The organism is Vibrio sabulosilitoris, from assembly GCF_055391395.1.
In genome coordinates, this window is sequence record NZ_AP029601.1 from 197,538 (window position 1) to 216,018 (window position 18,481).

Below are 18,481 nucleotides of genomic sequence, written 5' to 3' on the forward strand. Positions count from 1 at the left end.
TTTGATTGTCCCCCTTCGATGACCGTAAGTTTGGCTCGATTGACAGCGGCTTTTTCATCACTTGATAGACGGCTTTATGCTACCTTACCCACTAAATTGCCAGTTTCATCAGTGATCAAATAACCTGAATCGCCAAGTTGGCTGAGTGCATTTTTAAGCTCGAGCTGTTGGTGCTGATTAATCCCAGCAAAGTATCGGTGGACCATGTATCCATGCGATGCCACGATATTCTTCGCTGCATTAATTGATGACGTTTCCTGGCTGCGTGTTAGCAGATATCGATAGAGGCTGCTCCCGACCAAGAAACAAAGTCCTGCTGTTAGGATACCTAACGTAAATGAGGTGAGATCAATCGTCATTCTCTTTAATCGCTTTTTGTGTAATGGTCTTGATGGCAATTGGGGCACATGTCTCGCACCACGTGGCCACTTCATTGGCGCTGAGTGGTTGAACGCACTCCATGCTCTCCACAAAGTCAGTCGATATAACGAGTGTTACCATTTTCTCTTTTACATGTATCGATGCATTGCATCGTTGGCACTGAGTGAAAACTTGTTCGCTACTCATCATTTATTCCTTCTATTGAGAGGATCGCAGAATAGTCCAAATGCTATTTTCTGGTAACCCCTACAGACTAAATTGTTTGATATGATTAAGCGTAGTGTGAAGGTCTCCACGGTTCGCTAGGCGCTGTCTGAGGTAAGAATGAACGTGAGCACCTGAGTATATTGTCAACATAGCCGGCAGAGTTCGCGAGTAGTTGTCTTGTAGTGTGCTTGTCACGTCTATTTTCTCTCGCCCACCTTGATTGACGTAACGGCAATCAAGGTGGGCAAGGTACTTAAACTGGTATCTCTGCAGCATTACTACAGATAGCGATGCGAAAGGTGCCGCGCGTAGATATCTCTTTACTGTAGCGAAAATATTGCTTCGCCTCACTTTCTAACTCGGAAAGGAAGTACCCTTTCTGGAATGACCCCAGCTTTCTCACTCGATAGCCGTCAAACTCCCTGACGCCCTTAATGCCACGGTCAGTGTTGGACCTCGCCGCGACGATGACCAGACCATCTTTTCTACAACTCAAGTTCGCCAGGGTGGTCCAGAGCTTATGCCTAGCTGAAGGTGTGAGCACGTTGACGACGAAGCCCGCATAAATCGTCTTGTAGGAGCCGGTAAGAACCGATACGTCTGGACAGTAAGAAAAATCGTAATCATTACAGTGGCCCGTGTGGTTAATGAGTAAGTCGCTATCCCACTGATCTCTGCCTTTTCCGAGATTTAACGTCGAGCCTTCACGAAGCAAGTGAGCGTATTCATTGGCTATCTGTTTGGGTGGTGCACTTGGCCCTCGGCGTGAAATCGCCGTTTTTGCAGACGTGATGAACTCGTGGTGCACTTCATCCTCTGACTGATAGAAGCTCGGGGTTTGTACTAGCTTGCTGTCCTCGTAACGTGTCGTTCTATGTGAGAGATTATCAAGGAGGCGGTTTGCAGTCATGAGTCTAAGTCCTTTATAACAGTTGATTTCGCCATGATACAATCTTCCAACAGGTAACAAGTTTTCTGTAATTACGATCAATCTTATTTCGGTGTTCTAGTGTACTCTGCTCCAACATTCTCATAAAAGGAGCCACCATTTCCAATGGATCTACTTCATGCTCTGACTAGCATTGAACGTCAACTCACATTATTTGCATTCTATCTTCGTGATCTCAACTTGGTGCTTACGGTTGGCTTTTGGTTGCTGGCCATCGTCACCACGGCCAAGTTCTACTTTGTTTGTCACGAGATAACTGTCCGTCTAAGAACGATCGACACTCGACTCAAAAGTTACGCATTGCCAGCCAGTTTATTTTCTGTCTTCTCCTGTCTACTGGTGCTATGCCTGCTTCAGCTCTATTTCGTATTTAACGGTACCGCTTATACCTACTCATTTGGTCTGGGAATTACGTTCGGCGCGATGCCAATCTTTATCCTGTTAAATGCGTATTTAGTGACGACGAGCGTTGACATTAACCACTTTCGAATCACTTGGCGTTGGAACAAACCGGAGTTGCACCTCTCTAATCCTCTAAACAAAACGCTGCTGACATTGCGAAGGGCTAAACGCCGCAACAAGCCGGTGGAAATTGAGCCACGGGAGCTTCTGGTTAACATCATGAGAACAGAGCTCATAGACACGCTTGATCAGTATTTTGTATACAAACCTCACGAGGAGAAAATTGTGCTTACCTCTCACCTATTTCATAGAACTAGCGACACATTATTGGATGAATTTAAAGAAGTGCTAGCAGAAGCAGGTTACAAAGTGAGTGAACCTAAAGCATACAATGGGGTACCTGGCATCTGGTTCCGATTGGCGCTTTCTGTACTCTTTCTTCAATTAGGGTGCCTGCGTTGGACGATCACAACCGTCACGATTTATAGACCAGCGGCTCAAGCAGGCGCACTGGTGACTTAAAAATAGACTGTGCCTGTTAAGGGTGGAGCAACGACTTGCAGTCAAAAACGGCTCCCCCTTTTGTCTCAAACACTCGCGCGAATGTGATCTATGTCAAGTAACTGTAAATCCGTTTTTTTTGCCTAGAAATCAGTCCTTTCATAACACCACCAGTTGCCTCTAATATCACCACCCGTTGCCTCTTTGTAACAGTTTTGGTGCGTTCTCACGATCCCCAAAACAGAGATTTCTTTGACGCTATGAATATCAGGCTCAAATCGACCTCTTTATCGCTTTTATCCGCAGATAAGATTATTTTAGCGTATCGATCCGACTGTAAATCGAAAGTAAATCCACAGTAAGAAGCTTTTGGCTACCTTTGAAAACTTCCTTGAAAATCGCGTCATCTCCTTTGAACATGACTCTAAGAGCATCAAAAAGGCCATTGACTTAGGGGGCTTGGGCGCTAAGATGCGAGCTCGATTTTTTGTTTGAACTACGGGAACTAAGCAAATATGGCACAAAGAAAAGGTAAACTGACACTAGTCTACATGGTCGACGGTGGCCCTATTGAACAAACCTATGAGCGTGACGTCGTCGTTACTATGCATGACGGTGAAGTTGAAGACATCTACGCTGAAACATGTGGTGACTATGGCGCTTGGAAAATCATGATTGAACTCGGTGAATGTCGATATATTGATGAAGAGCACGAACAGCCGGGTAAATGGTGCAGTGACTGCAATCTGTGGATAGAGGCTGGCAAAGCTTACCATCTTGTACTCAATGCGGTCTGACGATAATCACTTAAAGCAACAAGATGCATAGTGGGTAGATTGCATCCTGCCCTACTACATTGTCTGTGCTGAGTGTCTTATGACCCAGTGTTTGCTCTTTACGATTCCCTTGGGCGATTGCCTGAGGGCCTGTGATGACCTTCAGTCGTTTAAGTGCCTTTTTCTTGACCTAACAGCTATGCCTTTCATAATTGTATTGCTCAAAGCGTTCCTGGATTATCAGATCGGAATTCTTAGCAGCAGCGCTCAACCAGTTTCTAAATTCTTGCCATACAGAAACGGTATCTTTGGCTAGGCCCTTTAAACCAAACCCATCGAACCAGACGATCACCTCATTGCCAGAAGAACTCGAAATGTCAATCACTTGAAGCTTTAGCCTGTTTGAAGAGCTAAGTTGCTGCATGCGCTTCATCATTGGATGCATTAGGATGCTGCGCTTTTGTGCTTCATTAATATCCCCTAATGCCAGTTGGACGGCCGGGTAACCCCTTAAACCCTCAGCGATATCAATCTCGTTGGATAAGGTGAATGCCACCGATTCAGCTAGATTGACGTCTCTTTTGAGGTTTGGCTTAGTAGTAAGGGTGTACTTGAGAGCGATTTTCAAGCTTTGCTGCAGGTTCTTGGGGGCTTGGTAACCGTCACTACCAATAATATGCTCAGCGGCAACACCATAACCCCTGTCTTCGATTTCCATGCTTAACGTCGTGGTATCGCAATGAGGGCAGACCCATTTGTTACCGGTGCCAATCACTTCTAAGTTACATTTTGGGCATAACATCTATCGTTCCTCACTACTTTCTATTTGGGCAAAACCAACGTTGCTGACAAATTATTGCTCTTTTTTTTCATGAACTATTAGTAACTTTTCAGCCGCGTACCACCAGCGGGCCAATTACATCACCGCCTTTGGTAAAGATGACGTAGCAACAAATAAGCGAAAATTATTAAGCGTCCCACTCGAGCTCATGGATTAGATCAGTGGCCAGGTCTAATCTACCCAGAGACAGGGCTCTTAATATTTGCTGATATTGTTTATCTGATACTTGTAATGTAGTTCGAGAGCCATAGTCCTGTCGGTTTAAAGCAAGTGCCGCGTCGCAGGCACGACTAAAGTAAAACGCAGACCTTGAAAACATCGAGCCTTTAAACACAATTCTAAAAGCAGGGTCAATGGCACTCGCTGTCTCTGGGACGATCTCGTAGTAATCATCGGAACCCGGCTGTATACGCTCCCAAAGCAACCTAAATTCTCTTCTACTTAGCTTATTGACATGAAAAGAGTAGCCATAATGCATGTGTAGACGGAATGATTTCAGCTCCTGTGGCTTTAGGGTACCTGGACACTCTACCTCCTTAAGACCAATCACAATGCGAAGGTAGTCCACCAATTCATGAGTAAGCTCTGAGAAATTTTTGTTTACCACAGCATTGATGGCAAGCTCAATCTCGTTACGAGAAATTGACTCATTTCCTAAGGTCATGGATTTTGGAAACTTTTGATAGCTACACATCAGGGCTAATCTAAGGGCCTCAAACTCTTCAGCGAAGTCCTCATAAATCGGTTCGAGTTCAAGCGCTTGGTCGTAAAAAGCTTCCTCCTCTGACTTTTCCACATAATTGGTAACCAAATAACCGTGGTGGCAGTGGTAGTACTCAACAGGTTTGTCTTGTGCTGACCCAGCAGAAGCACTACGCCACCCGAGACTCGAAACATTGTTGTTTGAGTTATTTGTGATTATTTTTAAGTCTGCAGAAAAGGAGTCAAAATCGAGATCAATAGGCTTTTCGTTGAACGAGCCTTTAGGTCTCTCGGTTATGTAGAGCCGCGCCAAATTTTCACGAGTCTTCTTATCTACGTCGTAATTAATATCAGAAAGCCCAATTAGTGACTCGTTGAGTAAGGGAATAGTGAGTTGATACTTCTCTGCCTCAGGAAACAAAAGTTCTTCGTCTGCGAGTTCGTACAAACCCTCTTTGAGATAGACATTTGGATATTCCTGTAGCTTTCGGCACTTGGCTGTGAACTTACGGTCGCTGCCGATTGAGAATCGATAAGCAATCTGCTCCCTTTCAAGCCATTGGTAAAACCCTTTGGTCATGACATTGTCTAGTCTTCTATCGATGACTAGTTCATCTGGCTTACCAGTAATTGTCGTGCCATATGGGTTTGCGAGCTCTTGTGACCACGCTGAACTCAAAATCTTCGTAACAGACTGCGGGGCCGCTTTTGCGCAATACTTAATCCACGCCAAAGGTAAATCTTGATGTAATAAGCCTATAGCAAGAAGCGGCTGTAGGTCGTACTCTTCATAATTCGCTATGGGCTCAGCACACAAAGCAACACCATAAGCATCGCTATAAAATGCTCGTTTGCATTGCTGTATGGATAGATAGTGAATTATCTTATCAGATTCTGAATGCTGACTTGCCATGGTGCCTTGGAGTCGTCCTTATGCTTCCGTGAGAGCCTCGAGCTGAGAGATCAGTTGCTTTTGAGCTCCAACCGCATTCTCTGCAGCCCTAACTGCATCTTTGCAGTCCTCCAAACGCCTTTCACGAAGATTTTCTTGCCTTATACTGCCACCATTATAATCACAAAAGCCACGTCGCTCACGTTGATACAAGTCGTTTGCTTTAGCCAGATCTAACTCTAACTCTAGTAATTTCTCACGCGCTGAAATCAGATTTTTTTCCTTTCCTTTCACCAAGACCTCCTAGTTTTAATTATTTTCCCAGACCATATTAGCATCGGCCGATGGCTTCGACTATTTGCCTCAACCACTGCCTTGCCGAGCAACCTTCCATCAGGGATGACAGATGCCATATGCTTTAGTTCAGCTGAAAATCGAGGCTCAGTGACAGGGTAGATTTTGCCTATTGTGGCTTAACAGTTTATATTTTGATGAGATGTATGTAACAAGTCAACTTGGCTTTGTACATAGAGCTGTCTTGCTTGCTGCACCCGCCAATAGACAACAACCATATCGTTTTCAGCGTGTAACACAATTTGTCGTCCGAAATTTCTGTCTCTTGGGTGCGGGGCAATCAAAAGAGGTTTTGGATACATGATCAGAATTACCGACAAGTCGAAATTCAACTTATTTGCAGCTGCATTAAAAGATACATTTGATAGCCGCTACAACTATCCTATTAAGCTCTCTAAGGCACGAGAGGCATCTGCCTACTTACTATCTGGAGTGAAGTATCAGAACATGTTGAAGCGTATACCGTTCGATGTTTCTTGCCTTCACCCTGAGACGTTATTTGAGCATCTTGAGTCAGTCCATCAAAAGCCACTCAGTGACCAGGGTATTGATGACTGCAATACGGGAACCATACTCGATATTATCACCTCAGCAGAGCCACGATTGAATGCTCAAGTCAATCCAGTAAAGACAAACACCATTTTATGCCTATTTAGTGTGTATACGACATATGGTAGTGCTTGTGGAGAATGTGAGCAGTTTACCTACGATGACTTTAGTCAGACTATTAAAGCGCTCTCCATGCGGTTTGGCGTTGATTTCGATGGCTTTAAAACACGGTTGATATCCCACCAATGGGCTGAAGAATTTTATGCGGATGTTGCCGACTTTTGGGTTAGCCTTCGTAAATGGCAGCCAGAAAAAGTGGACGATCTCCCTTGCATAAAGGTGGAGCTACCTAGCAATCGTCTGAGCCTGCTACCATCAGTCATGCTTGAGGAGGCCGAGGAAAGTTGGAACATACAGATCCCCAAATTCTGCCTAGCCATAGCAGTACAAACGACTGAGCCTATTGAAGTGAAGCCAGGGTATGAACTACTGTTGGATTCATCGCTTTTACGCGCTATTGATCATGATTTTTGTCTTGAATCTGACTCATCCTGGGAGACGGCATGCCTTGGGGAAGCTGTTTATTTGCCGGTGGATTTTGATAGCCTAAACAGCATGGTCACAGACGATGAAACAGGCGAGATCTTCGATGAGCTGGATTTCACCGATGATACCGAAGCTGTCCAAGATTATTTTGGTCAATCATACGATCTATCTATTCTGGATTCTGTTTATGGAGGTCAGTCTTTCACATTTGAAAACTCGGGCTTTTGCTCGACCCGCAGAGCTTTAACTATTGTGAAAAAAGAGTTAGCAAAGGGAAATATTAAATCTTCTCTTGTGCCGTTATCTATGACCGGTGAGCCATACCACTTCGGCTTTCTTATGTTGACCAAATCTAATCAAACTTTGGCCATGAATCACTACGAGAGCTTTAGTTGCGATTATGGCTCCGCTAGTACGAGTTCCCATCACTTCGAGGGTGGACTTATTAGAGAGCTCTTTCCTGATATCTCAGTTTGCTCAATTCTCCCTGTATTGGACCATAAGAAGCAGTTTAAAGGCCGTTGGTTTAACGGCTTTTTTTCAACATTTGATGTACAGATTGAGACAGATGAGAGCTTTAGGGTACATATGGAAAAACAGGAATCGGACTCATACTATGCCCATTCTGACTTTATGCTTGTTACCCCTTCACTATTCAATGCATTTCACGAACTGATTAAGCATTGGGATATCGATGATTTGGTCAAACCTGATGACCCAGACTTGTTCAGTGCCACGCAGCCTGTGTTTGTGACAAAAGAAACAGACCTGATCGATGCAGGAGTCGATTTTTGTCAAGTTACTGATTTTCAGGAGCTCTATGGTGGTATGACTAGTGTTTTAACGGTGGGCTTCTTTGCTGGGAGCAGACTTGTTTGCGAAGTTTCGTATGCTGTGGTTCTTGGCGCTGGCAGTGATAAAGACCCAGTTGAGTGGCAACTTGATGCATCTATCAAAAATTTCTGCGAAAAGAATAATATTCAGCTTCGTTGGCAAGAGATGACTGTGATGCATCCAACTGGACCTCGTAATCTGAGTTTTTTTCGATCAGAACGGGCGCTCATGCCGGTTCAAAGAGAGAGTTCAGTGCGCCAATCGTTGTTGCTCATGGTAGTTAATATTGAGGGCAAAACTTGGTCGCAAGTTGAAATCAATGAAATTGAACTATATCGACGCTGCAAGGGGCTTTTAAAAAACTTTATCTCGATTAATGAAGGCGAGCTCCCGTTCTTCTTCAGTTTAGTTACCACGCCGAACAAACTCCTTTTAGATGAAATGGCATTCGAAACGATATATCGATCTTTTGAACAGTCAGTGCTGACAGAAAATACTATCATTCATGATATCGACACCATAGACACAGCTCCGAATGTACTAGCGCCTTTGAGCTTTATTGGTGCCTTTGACCTAGCAGGTAAACCATTTCATGAAACGATAGTGATGATCAACAATATGGGCGCGTACTACAACTTTGAAAAGGCACGAAAGGTTGATGAGTCGAAGGAGGTAGTTGATGGATGGACATCAGATGCGACCTTTGGAGATAGTTTTTTTGTTAGTGCCGAGAAATTGCCTGATTGGGCGTCTTCAATTGGCTTCGAGCCGGAACAAATTGAGTTCGTATTTCTGCCACCGCCAAGGTTATAAATTAAGTCATAACTAAAACGGTATATTCCGGGGCCAAAGCCAACTTATCTCGTATCTATTTGGGATCTCAGTATTAAGCGCACACATTGTTGACATCCTAACGTTGCATCATTAGAGTAATCAACACCATCGACCACTATGGTGTCAGGCTCGGCAGAGTTTCTACTCTGGCCGAGCTATCCCAACTTTACCAATTTATTATGGCGCGATTCCAGTATCGTAATCGTAGGTCGCAGGGCCATCGTCACCATTTTTCATTTCAAGCACCCAATCATCGTATTTTTCAGCCAAAAGCAGCCTGGCGATCTGATCGATCAAATAAGCTTTGTGGTGGGTTTTCTCAAAGCCAGTGAACCTCTCAATAAGCCTTAATATTTCGGCCTCTTTCTTGCTCAAAGGTATAGTGCCATCTGTGCTTTTGAAAGTAAGCTGTGCCCCTGTATGATTACACGCTAAGCGATCTGCTAACTGAGCACAGAGCTGAAAATTAGGGTCTTGCTCACCTGCTTGCTTTTCTATTTTCCATCTATGACTGATGAGTGCATCCCCCATCAAATAGACCTCTTTCTCCGTCAAATCAATTTTCACAATTGTACTTCCTTACTATTGGTGGTTGTGCAAAACGCAGCATGGTGCATACTTGCCTCATTGAGTGAGGCATAGGTTGTCAAGGCACTTCAATAGCCTCAACTTTTAGATGTGTGAACCGGTAGAAGCAGCGTGGTTGCCCCATAGCCAAAGTAAGTTTGACCATAACGTTGCATTTGCTCTAATTCAATTGTGCTAAATGTATGACTATGCTTTGCTTCTAATTGTTGATAGCTCTTGCTGAGATCTTGATCTTCATAGACAACAATTGGGATCGCGTATGGTTGCGCAACGAATGAGAATGAGCCTCGAATAAGCTCAGCCATATCACGCAAGGTTTCAACTGGTGGATTAAACGTATCGAGGATAATGCAGGTGCTTGTCGGCCGGTCATTGATTTTGTACATCAAACTCGCCAACCCAGTAAAGTACGCCTGAACGGGAAGATTAGTATCACCTAGTTCTCCCGCGCCTATCACTACATTTGCGATATATAAAGTAGCCTTGGCAGACCACATTTTGCGCTGCACTCCAAACCTATGGATCTCAGAGGCAAGTTCCAATAACTTCTCTTTATCGGTGATTTCACCACGCGGGTCAACCGGAGGGATATCGTCAAATTCTGAATTAGGATGATCTTCGATCACTAATTGGTATAAAAAGCTGTCATAGTCACTTCGGTTCATTTTTACTCCATAAATTCTATCTAATGACAATCTTCCTGTAGCCACTAGGGTCCAAACCTCAATGAAGAAGTAGCTGTGAAATACTGACCTACGATATCAAAGTACCTAGCAACTTCATCAATATCTTCTCACGTTCTTACCATCACCATGCATAAACTCAATATCACAATCTTTGATACAAGACTGTGATATTGAGTTCAAAGTGCTTTTTTGCATCCCATTTCTCTCCGTTTTGACAACGGATCGTTTTATCTGTTCAGATGCATTACAGCAGCACTAAAGGGTATTATTGGAGCACATACATTCAAAACGGTAAAACTTAGCAATACCTGAAGCCCACTATTGTTAGATGTAATCAACAGCCAACCGAAGATAGCTATCAGGAATAAAGGGCAAAAAATGATTATTTTAGCGAAAGGCCCCTTGTATAGCGCCTTGAACTTCTCTATTTTACTTTTACTTAGCCCATTGTGGCTAACCCCGTAACCGGCGCGAAACAATGTATGAGCGAATGATGGCTTGGCCTCAAATCAATGATAAATAAGGCTGTCTAAACCCAATCAGGACTAGTCAGTTTAATCTTGTTTACCGCTAAACTGGTGAGCAGCTAATCTCCCGCGCTCGATTGTTCGGCTAAGTTACGTCGCCTCATGCATTCGTCCCAGAACTCGCCTGCTGTAGTTTCACTAGTTAACCAAGTGCACTTCATGTTACCTGTCATCATTGCATCAAGATCAAGTGGCGCTCGAACATCGTGGTAGGGGTAAGTTAAAGTATCGTGGAGTTCCTCCTCCGCGATACTATGCATTCTGTCTAGAGCACTAATATGCTCTTTCAATCCATTTAGTTGCCGGAGAGCAATTTCCTCTGCCATACGTAATGTTGTGCAAACATAGACATACCCAGCTTCATTTGAGTCTATGTCTCGCCATATTGGCTCATCATTGGGGTAGTAAACAAACGGAACCACGCAGGTATTCCAAGGTTCTCGATGAATGTCAAAGCCTCCAACAACAGGTTTTGGATCAAGATTGTGGTGTTCGTGGTACCTGAAAAGGTGAGGTTGCGGAATTGCTTCACTCAGAAATTCTACATCTAGAGGTGCGGCCTTACCCGACTTCACTCTGTACAGCTTTCTCTGTTTATCGCGAGTGCTCGCTAAGGAACTAGCATTTGACACATTATTGACCGGTAAATTTCTCGGACGCGCAGGGCTATTTTTGTGGCCAAATTATATTGAACCCTATAAAGAGCCTCCGCACAGTCGACCCACAACAAATTGGCGTGAAAACAGAAGGTGAAAAATAGAATTTGAGTACTGATAGGCTCGCATAAAGGCCGAACCAATCAAGTTACTGCATTATATATCCAAGGATCACCGTGGTCTTCCTCTGCACAAGCTTGTTCGTAGTATTGAGGGAACAATAGTAGCGCTTACCTGGCAAAAGTAAGAAGTTCAGGAATGAATAACGCGTCGAACCTTATCTATTTTTTTCAAAAATACCATACTCACAATGCCGATGCTGATGATTGCTGCGCACGCTAGCAGCTGTGCAACTGAGTTAGCATAGAGTGATAATATGACGCCGCCAAAAGTTGCTGCGACGAGTAAAATTTCTATCAATCGTCCGATAAAGACGTTTTTGCTACGTTTTTTCGCGATGGTGAAAATAATGCTCATGATTTTGTTCTTAAACGATTCGGGGGTTTCGAATTCATCATATTAAATCGTTCATTCAAAATCTATGGGAATAACATATTGTATAGTAAAAATCTGTAAAATCGGCGGGATGCGGCAGCGTTGTACCACCTACAATGTTTCTAGCGATTGGTTTCCCCAATGTTGACAGTCAGTGACCCCCAAAAAATAGGCGCCCCCGAGCCTAGTAAGGTTGACCACGAGATCATCGTATCCGTATTGCTGTTCTATGTTCCAATTGCGCACGGAAGCTACCCACAGCCACTCGTCTATGCCAACAACTTGACTATAGCGGTATAGCCGTACGTCTCGCATTGCACACCCTTTTGGAAGATTGTTGGTTGCGAAACGAACTTGCATTGGACGGTTGTAGTCCTCACTGATAAAGAAGGTCTCAGATACCGGCCTAAGGCTACGATAAAAGTTGCTGTCGAGTTCATGGTTGACTTGAAAAATGTTAAGTTCTCCGAGCTTGACTGAGTTTTTAGGCAGGGGGCGACCCCGCCTAACCGTGCCGACAATTCTGAGACCGGTTAAATCGGTTTTAGTATCTACGACTTCCATCGAGTGCATCTCGAATTTGGTCTCGAGTTGGCGTACAATTTTTAGCTGATCAGATTCTATTTCGAGGTTTCGTGAAGCTAAGGTTTGGATTTCTGGGTATTGGCATGCGTATGCATGAGCCGCTAGTAACGACAAGAATACAAAAGCGATATATTGGATAGATGTTGTCATAACTCTTCACCCGGTTCGTGCAGTTATACAAAATTGCCTACCGCTAATCTTGTCTCTTCAATTAAACCAATATTGAGCAATAAAGTCTGCTATATCAGGCTCTCCAAGGAAAAGAAAAATAAGTAGACCAACTAAGAAAACACTTAAACAAAGAGCGACGTATCTCATTTGAAATTATCTAGCTTCTATTTTGGAATAACAAACACAATATAGCGGATAGATTAACAACAATGCCCGCGTGGGCATTGTTGTTGCACTTGCCTCTAAAACTTCTTACCTATCCGTGATTTAGGCAACTTTCATTTCGTCAGACAGTGCTCTTAACTCAGAAAAGAAGTCTTTTTTATAACTTACTGCGAACTCTACGAGTTTTTTGTGAAGAGCAAGCCCGGACTCAAGATCATATTTTGCTGATTTTTCTAGAGTGTAGGCAAATGTTCTCGATGTCATCGACACGCAATCAAAGGCATCGATTAGCTTTGCTTTTTGCAACGCTGCTTTCTCTTCATCTGTAATCACTTCCAAAGTGGTCGCTGGAACCTGTTTAAACTGCCTAATAAGCTCTAGAGTGACTTTGCTTAGCCCATCACTTGACTTACCAATAAGCTTCAGGAACTCCTTGTGAATAAGAGAGTTCATATCACGCGGGAAATCCAGAGCTATTTCGTCACAACTTGGATAAACCGGCGAGCCGTAAATTGTGAAAGCAACATCAACTGACACGCCGTTAGAGCAGGATAACAATAACGACCATGGTAGGTCACCCATTAGTGGCATAGCGTTGTCATCGGTCAAACGGAACTTCCTTGGTGACCGATATAACGTCAATGAATAATCTGCCTCTCCAGTCTGCCCAGGGTGTTTATTGATCAGCGTCATACCGCTTGTCAGTTCCTCGTCCTTCTTCTTCTTGGCTAGTTGTGCCGAAAGCTCAGAGATCCGGGTTTGTTGAGCTTCTATCTGACGGCCTTTCCTATTAAGTGCTTTATTGTGCTTATTAATGAGGCTTTCGTTCTCCGCCACCAGCTTGGTAGGGTTTAGCTTACGCAGAGCTCTCAGCTCTTTGTCCATCAATACTGCATTAGCTGCTGTAGGTCTCAGTGACTCCAACTCAGCGTCTTGCTCTGCTATACGCGTGCTGGCCAACTCTAGTTGCGCGGTTGCCTCATTAAGCTTTGACTCGAGTGCTCCAACTTGATTGGACACCTGGTGTAGTTCACGCTCCAAACTGCTTGCTTGCGCCGATGCTGCTTGTTTCGACAGTACTGCCTCGGAAAGCTTTCTGGATAACCTATCCGCTTCTGATACCCCTGATACGCCTTGCTCTGCGATTTCGGCTATTGAGGCCAAATGATCGAGGAACGTATCTAGCGCGCACACTGCCGCGCTTAAATTGCCACCTTCAATGAGGGACTTTGCGGCCGCGACGTTTGCGCCAGCCTTAAGCTTATGCTCTTCTAGAATTTCTAACTTCATATTACTCATTTATTCGAAAACCGCCCGAGTGGGTTGAATTCTTTAGTTATATTGTTGATATCGTATTTGCGCTGAACGTCTCGATCTGGTCTACGAGGTGTAATACAAACTGCAGACCATTAAATACAGCAAAAATCATTTTAGCAGGTTTTATAGCATTACGCTCATGAGTTACTAGAGAAACCTTGACGGACCCATCGTTCTTCAATGTCAACGGATCAAGCTGATAGTTGAATTGCCCAAAGCGTGAGCGAATATGTATATAGCTTGTAACAAAATTAGCTACCACTATCTCGTCACCAACATTGAAGCCATCATCGAGAGAGTGTTCATCTTCGATTTTTGATTTAATGACAGAGGAAAAGGGCAAAAAGCAGTCATTACCATCAGTGTCTTCAATCTTAATCCCTACTAATTCATTTTCATCAATATGACTACTTGCGGATGCACGATTCAAATAGGTCAGTTGACATGTTGATAGATACAAGGGCATTAATTCAATTACTTTTGAGTTGAGCATAAGTTACCAATTATAAAGTTAGACCGTATACCCATTGATTGTAATAGCTGATGCTTATAATCTGTTTCTCGCTTCTTTTAGATCAAACACCTTTATGGGATGTATTTATGCCAAAATTTTCTCGAACTTCTATTTCTATATTTCTGTTCACGATTTGTGCCGCTTCATCAAGTCATGCCGGTTACTCTCATCCCTCACAAGCACTGAGCATTGACTATGGTCAGTTCCGTGAGCTTTATCGCCAAAAGCGCGACGTTGCGTGTTATGCCATGGAGATTGAGATCCGCGAAAAATGCCGAACAGGATTTTATCAAAGTATGAAACAACATCAACTTAGCTACGAAGAACTCACTAGAAACATGTTGAACCTGATCATAATGAGAGATATGACCAAGACCGGTGATCGACGTAAACGAGCGTCTGAGTTAATGGCAATGTTGAACCGTGTTGAGGGTTAGATGAGTTAATTGCAGTATTGTTGAACGTCAGTTTTTTGTGAGCTGTGTTAAGAAATCTCACAACTACGCGAGTTTATAAACCCGCAAAGCCTACCATCATTCGCCTGACGACCAAATTTCAGCACTATTACAGCAGTTCAGATTGTGATCCACGCTCCTGCCTGCCCCGGAAGCACAGCCGATCGGGGGCGTCTCAAGGCAATAAAGTGCAGAGTTCAAATTGTGATTCACGCTCCTATCTGCCCCGGCAGCACAACGGGTCTGGGGCGGCGTAAGGGCAGTTTATTACCGAAGGTCAAACTAGCCTATTGGAAGCAAGAAGCGAACATGTTTTTAGTTGCACAGCGTTTTAGGTGTCATATCAATGACTATCGTTGGACTATCAGGCCGGTCATACTGAAACTGTCCCTGAGTTTGTCCTTCAAAGATTGTGGTCATACAGCCAAAATCGAACTTACGAACTGCGATCTCACCGCTATCTTTTGATGGGGTTACATCTAGTTCGAAATCTAGGTGAACTCCACAGCAAATACCAAGTGTTCGAGCCTTACGCATCAGGCATTGGTAGACATGGAAATAGCGAGCTTCGATATGCGGCTCGGTGAGAACAAGCTTTACAGAATTAAATTGCTCGAAACCACCTACTTCATGATTCGTATAAGCTAAAAGCGTAGCTGAGAAGAGCACTGCTAGATTTGCAGTCATTAACGCTTTCTGATCAGTAGGTACAAAAACACTGTTTTGAACCAAAAGTTGCCCATAATCGATTAGGGGCACTGTTAGTTCTCCTAAACCTTGGAGTACTTTCTCAAGGCCGGGGAGAGAGGCTTTACTGGTGTCATCAAGTGCAAGTAAGAAACTAGCTAGGCCAGCAGCGGATTTTTTATACCCACCTTCTAAAAAATTGTTGATGAACTTACGATACTCAAACGGTACTTCTACGCTCGTTATGCTATCGGCTAAAAATGACATGATAGTATCAGTCAGCCAAATCTCAGCTCTGGAGCAGAATCCACAATCTTGAAAAGAATCATGCTTTCTATCGCTGGTAGGTACCTCATTCCAGAGTTTTGAGCACAAACCTAACAGGTCTGTGTTAGAGCTAATTTCAACCTTAGTGATGTCATCAGTAAAGGCTTTTGGGTCTCGTTCTACACTTAAGGTTGGGTAACCTAAGCTCTTACAATGCTGTATGTACATATCAAGAATCGTTACCGAGCTACTGTAATAACCTGTTAGGGGTGCTGAACTAAATTGCATGCTCGGATCAAAGCCAAAATAGCGATTGAACGTTTGTCTCATATGCATAGGTTTAATATGGCGAGAATGGCTAACCTGACCATAAGAACCTGACGCAAAAATCGAGAACAACTTTGACATAGAAAAAGTATGTTTTGTCTCGTATTTTTCGAACTGACGAGGCTTTAATGCTGACATGATTTTTTTTAGTAGATTGTCTCGCTTCTCTGACCATCGATCTTGTTTGCAGCTAAAATGACGCTTTAAGTGCTCAAGTGTTCGGTCGACTTCCTTCACCGATTGACTGGCTACAGTGAACGATAAAATAATGTTCGCCCAAACTAAGTCATTATGTGATTGGCACATTGGGGACTCATCGAAACAGTTATCTCTAACAGGGTAAGACCCCTCAGTGAAAGTGATATCTACGAGTATGTACTCAGCTTTCGAGGACTCTAGTGCTATATCGATTGGTTCCAGTTCACCGTGATCAGATTGCTCTATCGAAATACTAAACGATTTGTTAGGCAAGTTGTTCGGCACGTATAAATCGGTACCTTCCTTGGTATATTCAGAGCCTGGTAAATCCGTCAAGGCCCTCACTCCAAGACGACTGAATCTCAACCCTTCTTTCATTGTGTTGAGGTACCGTAAAGATAGGCTAGAAAGATTGGTAGTACCTAGGATCCGTCGTATCTCATAATCATCGTTGTCAACGAGGTGGTATTGAATAGTCATTCTCATTCCTATGCAGAACTTAGTACTGCCATTAGTTAAGTCTGCTGTCTTTGCGTGCAGAAGCCGTGGTGTTGGCGCTACAGGGTAAGCAGACGTTTGAATATAGGGCCTTACGCAGCGTAGGTTATTATTCGGGAGCTCAGGGCTTGAGGGGTATTCCTTAATTACGCAAGTGGACTGAACACTACACCTGATCATATGGGCATCAGACATGTCACACCATCTTAACAATCATGAGCTCATAAACTGTCGATTAGTCCTTTATAGCTGACTCATAACCAGTTACGAACCCGGTGAACAGTTGTTCAGTTAATGTATCAAGTTCACAGTGCTTAATGTTCGATTTTATTTCTTCGACTTCGCGATCCATCATATGACATTTGTCAATTGATGCGTTGCTGGCACTACAACCTTTTACCAAGCTGGAGATTTTATGCATCTGCTTTTCTACTATTTCTTCTCGACAATCAATTCCCAAGGCTGCAGGTTAATCGCTCGCGTCACAGCCAGTTAACAGGATACTCAGCGATGCAGCGCTGAGGAGTATCAATCTAAACAAATTTAGTTCCTTTCTGGCTGGTGGTTTTTGTAACACCCAGGTTAGTAGTTCGCGCTAACACACTTACATAGATTGTTACCAGACTGAATTAGTCGACATAGTGTGCATAGCCAAGACCGACGCTCTTGTCATCGCTGACTATCAACCATGGCAATAGATTAAATTCGGTGCGCAACTGTAGTGCTTCACTCAGTTCTTTTGGTACCTCGCCTACATGCTGTTTTACAGCAGCTAGCCCACAGAGCGCTACACATCCTAGATGTGACTTGATTAGTGGTTCAAAAAAATTTGTCAGATCATTCTCGTGTTGAACAAAAATAGCCGTCAATCCGCCCTGCCTAATATGTCTAGAAACAGCCTCTTTTTGCTCTTCGCTTGCCTTCGTGTGGAACGAGGACCCCTCGTCGATGATAAGTAGTGATTCTACAGCGCAATTCAGTGTATCGCTGGCATGCACCAACGTGAATTTACCCGGATGTGCGGATTTTTGCCGTGCCAACTCCTTGAGTAACTTGCCGTCTTGTCCAATGTGACTTCGGGTCTCAAGCGCACCTTGAAAGTCTGAGGCTAATTCAACCAGTGTAACTGGCATTTGTCTTAACGCAGTTCCGATAAGCTGAGTCGCCAATATGCTCTTCCCTGATCCACTTTGACCGATAATAACTGCAACCGACCGTTGTGGGCTCAGTTCTAACCGTGGTAGGTCAGTCAAGCCTGGCAGATTCGCACTGTGTCGCTTCATCGGATGAGATAACAGATGGTTGTTAGGGTTGACTACCAGGTGTCTTAGCGCCTGATGCCACGGCAAATCAATCCCGTTATCTCTGGCACAAAGGTCAAGCGCGTGCGCGGTACTATGACTGTTAAGTGCCCTAGCGTCTTTTCGTACTTGAGTTATAGAGCGACCTGACGGAAAGGTGAGGTTATTTAGCATTTTCATTCCCTATGAAATCTATACCGATAGAATGAGCTTACTGTCAGTTATGAGCATCTCTATCTGGTAATAGTAATCTTGATGGTATTTCTGCCCAAAGTA

General features: G+C 43.8%; 18 protein-coding genes. 4 read left to right on the top strand and 14 right to left on the bottom strand.

Going from position 1 to position 18,481, the window contains the following annotated elements:
* Window positions 1-74: 74 nt before the first annotated feature.
* Both ACZ5R2_RS23820 and ACZ5R2_RS23825 read right to left on the bottom strand, forming a co-directional pair.
* Complete coding sequence (locus ACZ5R2_RS23820) at window positions 75-359, bottom strand: hypothetical protein (protein WP_464900687.1); 285 nt, start codon at window positions 357-359, stop codon at window positions 75-77.
* A gap of 482 nt (window positions 360-841) precedes the next feature.
* Window positions 842-1,498 (bottom strand): hypothetical protein, encoded by a 657-nt coding sequence (locus ACZ5R2_RS23825; RefSeq protein ID WP_464900688.1) that lies wholly within the window; start codon window positions 1,496-1,498, stop codon window positions 842-844.
* Between the two features lie 144 nt (window positions 1,499-1,642).
* Here ACZ5R2_RS23825 and ACZ5R2_RS23830 point away from each other — a divergent pair, with 144 nt between their 5' ends.
* Entirely contained in the window at window positions 1,643-2,461 is an 819-nt protein-coding gene (locus ACZ5R2_RS23830; protein ID WP_464900689.1) for a hypothetical protein, read from the top strand.
* A gap of 494 nt (window positions 2,462-2,955) precedes the next feature.
* Window positions 2,956-3,237, top strand: coding sequence for a hypothetical protein (locus ACZ5R2_RS23835; RefSeq protein ID WP_464900690.1), 282 nt, complete (start codon window positions 2,956-2,958; stop codon window positions 3,235-3,237).
* 169 nt (window positions 3,238-3,406) lie between these two features.
* Here the strand turns inward: ACZ5R2_RS23835 and ACZ5R2_RS23840 are convergent, their stop codons facing one another.
* The 3 genes from ACZ5R2_RS23840 to ACZ5R2_RS23850 form a co-directional block, all read right to left on the bottom strand.
* Entirely contained in the window at window positions 3,407-4,018 is a 612-nt protein-coding gene (locus tag ACZ5R2_RS23840; protein ID WP_464900691.1) for a hypothetical protein, read from the bottom strand.
* Between the two features lie 166 nt (window positions 4,019-4,184).
* A complete protein-coding gene (locus ACZ5R2_RS23845) occupies window positions 4,185-5,672 on the bottom strand; it encodes a hypothetical protein (RefSeq protein WP_464900692.1) in 1,488 nt (495 codons plus the stop codon).
* A gap of 18 nt (window positions 5,673-5,690) precedes the next feature.
* Window positions 5,691-5,945, bottom strand: coding sequence for a hypothetical protein (locus ACZ5R2_RS23850; RefSeq protein ID WP_464900693.1), 255 nt, complete (start codon window positions 5,943-5,945; stop codon window positions 5,691-5,693).
* Between the two features lie 360 nt (window positions 5,946-6,305).
* Here ACZ5R2_RS23850 and ACZ5R2_RS23855 point away from each other — a divergent pair, with 360 nt between their 5' ends.
* Window positions 6,306-8,747, top strand: a complete 2,442-nt coding sequence (locus ACZ5R2_RS23855) for a hypothetical protein (protein WP_464900694.1) — start codon at window positions 6,306-6,308, stop codon at window positions 8,745-8,747.
* Between the two features lie 198 nt (window positions 8,748-8,945).
* Here ACZ5R2_RS23855 and ACZ5R2_RS23860 read toward each other — a convergent pair whose 3' ends face one another.
* The 7 genes from ACZ5R2_RS23860 to ACZ5R2_RS23890 form a co-directional block, all read right to left on the bottom strand.
* Window positions 8,946-9,335 carry a hypothetical protein gene (locus ACZ5R2_RS23860; RefSeq protein WP_464900695.1) on the bottom strand — a complete coding sequence of 130 codons (390 nt, stop codon included), beginning with the start codon at window positions 9,333-9,335 and terminating at the stop codon, window positions 8,946-8,948.
* A gap of 98 nt (window positions 9,336-9,433) precedes the next feature.
* Window positions 9,434-10,021: a hypothetical protein gene (locus tag ACZ5R2_RS23865; RefSeq protein ID WP_464900696.1), complete on the bottom strand. Its 588-nt coding sequence runs from the start codon at window positions 10,019-10,021 to the stop codon at window positions 9,434-9,436.
* A gap of 607 nt (window positions 10,022-10,628) precedes the next feature.
* Entirely contained in the window at window positions 10,629-11,144 is a 516-nt protein-coding gene (locus ACZ5R2_RS23870) for a hypothetical protein (protein ID WP_464919478.1), read from the bottom strand.
* Window positions 11,145-11,477: 333 nt separating this feature from the next.
* Window positions 11,478-11,702 (bottom strand): hypothetical protein, encoded by a 225-nt coding sequence (locus tag ACZ5R2_RS23875; protein WP_464900697.1) that lies wholly within the window; start codon window positions 11,700-11,702, stop codon window positions 11,478-11,480.
* Between the two features lie 129 nt (window positions 11,703-11,831).
* Window positions 11,832-12,455, bottom strand: coding sequence for a hypothetical protein (locus tag ACZ5R2_RS23880; RefSeq protein ID WP_464900698.1), 624 nt, complete (start codon window positions 12,453-12,455; stop codon window positions 11,832-11,834).
* Window positions 12,456-12,743: 288 nt separating this feature from the next.
* On the bottom strand, window positions 12,744-13,931 hold the full coding sequence (locus ACZ5R2_RS23885; RefSeq protein ID WP_464900699.1) for a hypothetical protein: 1,188 nt from the start codon (window positions 13,929-13,931) through the stop codon (window positions 12,744-12,746).
* A 46-nt stretch (window positions 13,932-13,977) separates the two neighbouring features.
* The gene (locus ACZ5R2_RS23890) at window positions 13,978-14,451 is read right to left on the bottom strand and encodes a hypothetical protein (protein WP_464900700.1); all 474 of its coding nucleotides are present in this window, start codon (window positions 14,449-14,451) and stop codon (window positions 13,978-13,980) included.
* A gap of 107 nt (window positions 14,452-14,558) precedes the next feature.
* Between ACZ5R2_RS23890 and ACZ5R2_RS23895 the strand changes: the two genes are divergently transcribed.
* Window positions 14,559-14,909 carry a hypothetical protein gene (locus tag ACZ5R2_RS23895; protein WP_464900701.1) on the top strand — a complete coding sequence of 117 codons (351 nt, stop codon included), beginning with the start codon at window positions 14,559-14,561 and terminating at the stop codon, window positions 14,907-14,909.
* A 333-nt stretch (window positions 14,910-15,242) separates the two neighbouring features.
* Here the strand turns inward: ACZ5R2_RS23895 and ACZ5R2_RS23900 are convergent, their stop codons facing one another.
* Both ACZ5R2_RS23900 and ACZ5R2_RS23905 read right to left on the bottom strand, forming a co-directional pair.
* The gene (locus tag ACZ5R2_RS23900; protein ID WP_464919479.1) at window positions 15,243-16,886 is read right to left on the bottom strand and encodes a hypothetical protein; all 1,644 of its coding nucleotides are present in this window, start codon (window positions 16,884-16,886) and stop codon (window positions 15,243-15,245) included.
* Between the two features lie 647 nt (window positions 16,887-17,533).
* Window positions 17,534-18,379 carry a P-loop NTPase family protein gene (locus ACZ5R2_RS23905; RefSeq protein WP_464900703.1) on the bottom strand — a complete coding sequence of 282 codons (846 nt, stop codon included), beginning with the start codon at window positions 18,377-18,379 and terminating at the stop codon, window positions 17,534-17,536.
* Window positions 18,380-18,481 lie beyond the last annotated feature (102 nt).

Coding starts and splice junctions, on each gene's coding strand:
- ACZ5R2_RS23820 (WP_464900687.1), bottom strand. CDS start 359: ATGACGATTGATCTCACCTCATTTACGTTAGGTATCCTAACAGCAGGA.
- ACZ5R2_RS23825 (WP_464900688.1), bottom strand. CDS start 1,498: ATGACTGCAAACCGCCTCCTTGATAATCTCTCACATAGAACGACACGT.
- ACZ5R2_RS23830 (WP_464900689.1), top strand. CDS start 1,643: ATGGATCTACTTCATGCTCTGACTAGCATTGAACGTCAACTCACATTA.
- ACZ5R2_RS23835 (WP_464900690.1), top strand. CDS start 2,956: ATGGCACAAAGAAAAGGTAAACTGACACTAGTCTACATGGTCGACGGT.
- ACZ5R2_RS23840 (WP_464900691.1), bottom strand. CDS start 4,018: ATGTTATGCCCAAAATGTAACTTAGAAGTGATTGGCACCGGTAACAAA.
- ACZ5R2_RS23845 (WP_464900692.1), bottom strand. CDS start 5,672: ATGGCAAGTCAGCATTCAGAATCTGATAAGATAATTCACTATCTATCC.
- ACZ5R2_RS23855 (WP_464900694.1), top strand. CDS start 6,306: ATGATCAGAATTACCGACAAGTCGAAATTCAACTTATTTGCAGCTGCA.
- ACZ5R2_RS23865 (WP_464900696.1), bottom strand. CDS start 10,021: ATGAACCGAAGTGACTATGACAGCTTTTTATACCAATTAGTGATCGAA.
- ACZ5R2_RS23875 (WP_464900697.1), bottom strand. CDS start 11,702: ATGAGCATTATTTTCACCATCGCGAAAAAACGTAGCAAAAACGTCTTT.
- ACZ5R2_RS23880 (WP_464900698.1), bottom strand. CDS start 12,455: ATGACAACATCTATCCAATATATCGCTTTTGTATTCTTGTCGTTACTA.
- ACZ5R2_RS23885 (WP_464900699.1), bottom strand. CDS start 13,931: ATGAAGTTAGAAATTCTAGAAGAGCATAAGCTTAAGGCTGGCGCAAAC.
- ACZ5R2_RS23890 (WP_464900700.1), bottom strand. CDS start 14,451: ATGCTCAACTCAAAAGTAATTGAATTAATGCCCTTGTATCTATCAACA.
- ACZ5R2_RS23895 (WP_464900701.1), top strand. CDS start 14,559: ATGCCAAAATTTTCTCGAACTTCTATTTCTATATTTCTGTTCACGATT.
- ACZ5R2_RS23900 (WP_464919479.1), bottom strand. CDS start 16,886: ATGACTATTCAATACCACCTCGTTGACAACGATGATTATGAGATACGA.
- ACZ5R2_RS23905 (WP_464900703.1), bottom strand. CDS start 18,379: ATGCTAAATAACCTCACCTTTCCGTCAGGTCGCTCTATAACTCAAGTA.